This window comes from Sulfurospirillum tamanense (genome assembly GCF_016937535.1).
GTDB classification, from domain to species: domain Bacteria; phylum Campylobacterota; class Campylobacteria; order Campylobacterales; family Campylobacteraceae; genus Sulfurospirillum_B; species Sulfurospirillum_B tamanense.
On the sequence record NZ_JAFHKK010000050.1, the window covers coordinates 1 to 6169 of the forward strand.

10 protein-coding genes are annotated in these 6169 nt (G+C 40.4%); 6 read left to right on the forward strand and 4 right to left on the reverse strand.

All coding sequences use genetic code 11. The features are described 5' to 3' along the window. Together JWV37_RS12405 and JWV37_RS12410 are read left to right on the forward strand one after the other, a co-directional pair. Positions 1-410, forward strand: a 410-nt coding sequence (locus JWV37_RS12405; RefSeq protein ID WP_205460179.1) for a HepT-like ribonuclease domain-containing protein, incomplete at its 5' end; no start/stop codon positions are given. 159 nt (positions 411-569) lie between these two features. Continuing rightward, the gene (locus JWV37_RS12410) at positions 570-812 is read left to right on the forward strand and encodes a ComEA family DNA-binding protein (RefSeq protein ID WP_205460180.1); all 243 of its coding nucleotides are present in this window, start codon (positions 570-572) and stop codon (positions 810-812) included. Between the two features lie 34 nt (positions 813-846). On the opposite strand, the gene JWV37_RS12415 is transcribed toward JWV37_RS12410, so the two are convergent. Together JWV37_RS12415 and JWV37_RS12420 are read right to left on the reverse strand one after the other, a co-directional pair. Continuing rightward, positions 847-1089 carry a DUF2442 domain-containing protein gene (locus tag JWV37_RS12415; RefSeq protein WP_205460181.1) on the reverse strand — a complete coding sequence of 81 codons (243 nt, stop codon included), beginning with the start codon at positions 1087-1089 and terminating at the stop codon, positions 847-849. Next, complete coding sequence (locus tag JWV37_RS12420) at positions 1070-1228, reverse strand: DUF4160 domain-containing protein (protein ID WP_369407687.1); 159 nt, start codon at positions 1226-1228, stop codon at positions 1070-1072. The genes JWV37_RS12415 and JWV37_RS12420 overlap by 20 nt, the downstream gene beginning before the upstream one ends. A 180-nt stretch (positions 1229-1408) precedes the next feature. Here JWV37_RS12420 and JWV37_RS12425 point away from each other — a divergent pair, with 180 nt between their 5' ends. The 4 genes from JWV37_RS12425 to JWV37_RS12440 all read left to right on the forward strand — a co-directional run bounded on the left by JWV37_RS12425 (position 1409) and on the right by JWV37_RS12440 (position 5050). Next, positions 1409-1633, forward strand: coding sequence for a ComEA family DNA-binding protein (locus JWV37_RS12425; RefSeq protein WP_240332210.1), 225 nt, complete (start codon positions 1409-1411; stop codon positions 1631-1633). Positions 1634-1913: 280 nt separating this feature from the next. Beyond that, a complete protein-coding gene (locus JWV37_RS12430) occupies positions 1914-3098 on the forward strand; it encodes a major outer membrane protein (RefSeq protein WP_205460185.1) in 1185 nt (394 codons plus the stop codon). Positions 3099-3245: 147 nt separating this feature from the next. Beyond that, positions 3246-4373 carry a major outer membrane protein gene (locus JWV37_RS12435; RefSeq protein ID WP_205460187.1) on the forward strand — a complete coding sequence of 376 codons (1128 nt, stop codon included), beginning with the start codon at positions 3246-3248 and terminating at the stop codon, positions 4371-4373. Between the two features lie 119 nt (positions 4374-4492). Continuing rightward, positions 4493-5050: a c-type cytochrome gene (locus tag JWV37_RS12440; RefSeq protein ID WP_205460189.1), complete on the forward strand. Its 558-nt coding sequence runs from the start codon at positions 4493-4495 to the stop codon at positions 5048-5050. 83 nt (positions 5051-5133) lie between these two features. Here the strand turns inward: JWV37_RS12440 and JWV37_RS12445 are convergent, their stop codons facing one another. Then, complete coding sequence (locus JWV37_RS12445; RefSeq protein WP_205460191.1) at positions 5134-5373, reverse strand: DUF2442 domain-containing protein; 240 nt, start codon at positions 5371-5373, stop codon at positions 5134-5136. Between the two features lie 9 nt (positions 5374-5382). Next, the gene (locus JWV37_RS12450; RefSeq protein ID WP_205460193.1) at positions 5383-5649 is read right to left on the reverse strand and encodes a DUF4160 domain-containing protein; all 267 of its coding nucleotides are present in this window, start codon (positions 5647-5649) and stop codon (positions 5383-5385) included. Positions 5650-6169 lie beyond the last annotated feature (520 nt).

Sequence of the window (6169 nt, forward strand, 5' to 3'; positions counted from 1 at the left end):
TTATTGTCGATACCTTCGTTTCTATTTACAAAGTAAAATCCTACACGGCTGAGTTTAAAAGTGGCCATGACTTGCAACATAGTTCTCTTCACTGGGATGCCACTATGAGAGCCTTTGAAATCATCGGCGAGTCACTTAACTATCTTTTGGAGGATGAAAACTTTGAAAACCTTTCTCCTTCGTATTTTCGAAAAATTGTTAATTTTAGAAACGTCATTGCTCATGGCTACTTTGGTATTGATGCTGAAGAGGTGTGGGACATAATAACGCAAAAACTTGAAGATTTAAACAAAGACCTTCTTCGTGTGGCGAACGCCCAGTTTGATATAAAAGAGGCCTTAGTGTCAACCATTAAAGAATATTCTGCGCGAGATGAAAAAATTACCCGCTATCTTCAAACGTTGCTTTAAATATCCTAAGATTCATAGTTTGCTAGCAAAGTAACCTTGGCGCCACTTTTACAAAAAGCAGTAAAACTGTTTTCTCTTCCTGTTTTCCCAAGCGTGTTAAGCAAAACTAACTACTTTTTTATGTTACCATCACCCCCTATCTTACCAAAAGGAGAAATGATGCTACGAAGTATCATGTTGTTTTTGTTTTTAGCAGTTGCCCTCTGGGCCAAGGTAAACCTCAACACTGCGACTGCGGAAGAGCTAGCGACTCTCAAGGGCCTTGGTGAAAAAAAGGCTACCGCTATCATTACCTATCGTGAAGCAAATGGTGGTTTTAAAAGTGTTGAAGAACTTGCCAGCGTCAAAGGCATTGGTGAAAAAACCGTCGAGTCTTTAAAAGAATCTATCGAAGTCAAGTAGTCCAAAAGGCCCAAACTCTTGGGCCGCTTTTTGTTCAGCTTGCCTTGAGCTCATGGTTTATTTTGTAAGTAATAATCCCACTAAGTGAGATGTCTTCGTCTATGCTCTCAAAATGCACCCCAATACCTCCGCCAATGAGCCGGTAAGTCAAAAGCTCTTCCTTTGAAGCTTTTTGTATTTTTTTGGTGTAGTTGTAGGGGATGGTCAAAATGTCGCCACTTTGAAGATAAACATAAATCTTGTCTCCAAAATCAAGCCTACTGATGAAAGTGTGCATTCCAAGCTCCTATAAGTTCTTCTTGATGTTTTTTTATGATGCTTATTATCTTTTTCTCATCATTTTTAGTAAATTTTTGTTTAGCAGTAACGTTTAGTGTTTCAAGCTCCACTCTCATGTACCCATCGCCTTTTTCCACGTGAATGTGTACGGGTTCATGCTCATCACTAAAAAAGAAAAATCTAAAGCCATCAATCCTAAGCACGGTGGGCAAGACATCCTCCTTGGATAGTGCTAAGAATTATAGCATAGTGCGCTATTGCTTACTTAAAACCCATTTCACTAAACCGCTAAAAAAATGATGCTACGAAGTATCATAATGGTTTTGTTTTTGGCAGTTGCCCTGTGGGCTAAGGTAAACCTCAACACTGCAAGTGTGGAAGAACTAGCCACCCTTAAAGGCATTGGGGAGAAAAAAGCCACCGCCATTATCACCTACCGCGAAGCAAACGGTGGATTTAAAACCATCGAAGAACTTGCCAATGTCAAAGGCATCGGTGAAAAAACCGTGGAGTCTTTGAAAGAATCCATCGACGTCAAGTAGCCCAAAAGGCCCAAGCCCTTGGGCCTTACTTTGAAAGAACCAACGGCCTCTTCGTTTTTTTGCATGCGGGTTCGCATCGCAGGTTCCTTAAGTGCTCACCACTGCACTACAACACGGAAAAACCCCTTTACATGTAAGCATTTTCTAAAACTTTTTCACTTCACGGTAAACAAACGGTAACAATTTTGTAGTTTTTTGTTTTTTTAAGTTTAAAATAAGCGAAACTCAAAGGTTTTGGGGTATAATTTTCCCCGTAACACAAATTTTCTAAGGAGTTTACATGAAATTAGCAAAACTTAGCCTTGCTGCTATCGTTGCTGTTGGTGCAATGACTACATTTGCATCTGCTGCCCCACTTGAAGAAGCCATTAAGGGTGTTGACCTTAAGGGTTGGGTTCGTTACCGTGTTGATATGAACGACAACGGTACTTCTAACAATATAGCTGGCGAAAATCACCGCTTTTCTGGTGTTTTCACCTTTACAGCCCCTGTGACTGATGAAGTTAAAAGTGTATTAACACTTCGTTATGACGACCTAGATATTGCGGGTTCTTCCACTGGCCCAACTGCAGCTTCTGACAAAAATTTTGTTGTTTCTCAGGCTTACTTCCAGTATAAAGCAAGCGGCTTTACGGTAAACGTAGGTAAAATGCTTATTGGTTCTCCTTGGACTTATAACAATGCGCTTGATGGACAAACAGGAAACGGTATTTTGGCACTTTATACAGGTGTTGAGGGATGGACATTTGCTGGTGCATCATTCTTTAACACAGGTGGCGGCGGTCGCGTAACTGCTAATAATACTAGCAAAAACTTGCTAAATGATGACGAGAACCTTTACGCGATTGCTGCTATTGGCTCAATGGGTCCAGTAAATGCACAAGTTTGGGCTGGTAAAAAAACACACGTATTTGATTCTGTGTTTGCTGAACTTTCAACAAAATTTGCTGGTTTTAGCTTAAAAGGCCAAGTGAACCACCTAAAATTAGCTGATGAAGTTAAACCAGTTGGTCTAGTGCCCGGTGTGTTAGACTCTAGAGACGACACAGGTTTATTCTGGGCCGTTCAAGCTGGCTATGCCGCAGCAGGTGCTAGTGTAAATGTGGGCTATATCCGAACAGACAAAGACATGGGTATTCATGCAGTTGCTGCAGATCACGCTATGATTCGTGCAGGTAAGCAGGCATATGGAAGTTATGTTAACCAAAGAGATGCTAAAACAATGTTTGTAACTGCTGGTTATAAATTTGACAAATATTCTGTTGGTGCGGGTTATGTAGACTCTGAGTTGGGTTCTAGTGTTGCTCCAACAGGTGAAGACACACTTGCTAAAGAGTACTATGTTGAAGCAGGCTATGCTTACAGCAAAAACTTCAGCGTATCAACGTACTATTCTGACCTTGACCGCAAACGTGCGATTACAGAAAACAAACGTTTTCGTATTGAAGGTGTTTACAGATTCTAGTCATTGCTAGAGCATGAACGGGCCGCTTGGCCCGTTCATTTTTCCTTAATTTTTCCTTTTTGTTTACTTTTTCATCACTTTTTCCTTTCTCTTTTAAACTCCCATATGTTATAATTTTTACTCTAGACATTTTCTAAAGGAGTTCTTATGAAACTTGCTAAACTTAGCCTTGCTGCTATTGTTGCTGCGGGCGCGATGACTACTTTCGCTTCTGCTGCCCCTCTTGAGGAGACCATTAAGGGTGTTGACCTCACAGGTCTTGTCCGCTACCGTGTCGATTTGCATGATAATAAACAAAACCCTAACACTGCCAAAGGTGGTGACACTGAACGTCACCGTTTTTCAGGTGTGTTTACGTTTACGGCCCCAGTAGCTGAAAGTGTTAAGAGTGTTGTAACGCTTAAGTATGACAATAGTGATTATGCCAACAACAGTGCTGCGAGCGATAAAAACCTTGCTGTTTCCCAAGCTTACTTTCAGTATGCTGTAGCTGACTACAGCCTTAAAGTGGGTAAAATGCAGTTGGCCACACCTTGGACTGAAGATGCGTGGGATGGCAATTTTGGTAATGGTGTTATTGGCTTTTACAACGGTGTTGAGGGATGGACGTTCGCAGGTGCTGCGTATTTTAATACCAACGCTACCAATTTTCCGGCAGTAACTTCTCAAAAGCAAAATATTTACGCAGCAGCAGCTATTGGCTCTGTTGGCCCAGTGAATATGCAGTTTTGGGCATCTAAAATGACCCATGTATTCGACTCTTCTTTCTTTGCCGAACTCTCAACGGGTTATGCAGGGTTTAGCTTAAAGGGTCAAGTTAACCATATGAAGCTTGCTGATGAGCTTAAGGGTGGCTTTGTTGATGACAAAGGTACTTTCTGGGCAGTTGAAGGTGGCTATGAATATGAAGGCGCAAATGTTAAAGCGGGCTATGTTCGAACCGACAAAGAGATGGGCGTCTACACACTAAGTGCTGATGGTCAGTTTATTATGTCTGGTCAACAACTTTATAGTGAGACGGCTAATGCAAACAACATGAAAACTTACTTTGTAAGTGCTGGTTATGCGCTTGGTGACTTTTCTTTTGGCGCAGGTTACTCTAAAGCGAAACAAGCTAGCCAAACCTATGGTGATGAGGTTTATGTTGAAGCAGGGTATGCTTACTCTAAAAACTTCAGCCTCTACACTTACTACTCTGACATGGATATTAAAGACAATGCTGCTAACGGCGATGACAACAAACAAATCCGTTTCCAGGCGACTTACAGATTCTAATCTTCAAGCCCAAGGATTTTCCCTTGGGCTTTTTTTGTTTTATTCTTCTTTTGATGACTTCTTTACTTTAACCATGCTATAATCAACCCCTTTTTTATTTTAATTTATAAGGATGTTTAATGAAACGCGTGTTACTTTCTTGTGCTCTTGTGGCTTCGATGATGGTGGCGGAAGAAACCTATGTGTTTACCGCGAAGGGTGAGTTTGCTAAAGAGCTTAAAGCGCTCATGGAAAAACATGCCCAAGAGGGAAAGGTTGAGATACAAGAGGTTTCTCCCGAATACACTACGAGCGGCGGCGGAGTGTTAGATGCTGTTTTTTCACCGCGCTCACAAGTAGGAAATATTACTGCGGGAAAAGCATTGTATGATCGCACCTGCTTTCGCTGCCACGGCGTAGAAGCAGAGCGTAGTAGCTACAACAACGCGCGCGTCCTTCGCACCCTTTCTAAAGAAGAGCTTATGGATCAAATGGAAAACTATCGACGCGACCCATCCTTTGGCGGAAGTACTGCACTCATCATGCATCAAGCTTCTGCGGCACTGACTTCTCAAGAGATTCGCTCTTTAGCTGAGTATATCAGTAGCCTAGATGCCAAACCCGAACAAGCAACTTCAGGCACGCCAAAAGGCAAAGCTGACACCCGCGCCCCTGTACAAGGAAGCTACCTCAAATAACCCCACCCTCCCGCACTACGCGGGAGGTTAGTTTTTCTTTGCTAGTGTTTTTGCCATAATGTTAGAGGTATCAGGTCTACACTCTAAGCTTTTTTATGTGATTTTTGATATAAAAGTTCAGGGTCCAAGTCCAAACGATTGTCCCATTCGATGCTGTCAAAACAAACTTTTACACTATTGAAAAGTTTTTGGTCTTTTAGTTCTTGAAATTTTCCAAAATCCAAATAAGGCTTAACATCAAATAATTTTTCCTCTTCATTTTCAAATCTTAAAAGCAATAAATAATCATCCAATGGTTTTACATCTTTTACAGCTAAATACATCTATACCTCCTATTTTAAAGGCTCGATTTGAAACGGCAATTCACCATTTTGAGCTAGTTTCCAATCTGCCAATAACTCTTCATGTCTTAATTCTGCCCATGCTAAGACTAATCTCAATTTATTTTTTGGTAATTTCCCGTCAATTAATTCAATCGTATTTATGTCTATGATAGCTTTATCATCTTGATAATAAACATGAATATGTGGAGGGTTATGTTCTTTTGGAGCACAATACATTCTGATAATTATCCCATAAAACATTGATATAGTTGGCATATCAGCTCCTGTATTTTTTACTTTTGATTTTTGCCAAATTATACCAAAAATCCACTACATCAACTCGCATTCATAGAAACTAGACTTCTTGAGCAAAGAAACGGGAACGAGGCTACTTTTTAATAGAAAAGGGAAAGGAACTAACAAAAAGCAAGCATCCACCAAGGAAGCTACCTCAAATAACTCCTACCCCTCCCGCACCATGCGAGAGACCAATTCTTCTTTAGTTGGGTCTATTTTTTTTCTTTGTTACTGTTTTGGTATAATGTCAAATGCAATAAATTGAATTTATGCGGGGATTAAAATGAAAACATTGACACTGAAAATACGTGATGATTGCTTTGATAAAGTTGTCTCTTTTTTAGAGATTCTTCCAAAGAGAGCTGTGCAAATTAAGCAAGATGACAAAAAAAAGAAAAACTTGATGCTATTGAAAATACTTTGGTGGGCTCATTTGAAGATATAAAGCATGGCCGAACTAGAAAAATTGGTACGATTATTTGAACCACTTTTCTGATAT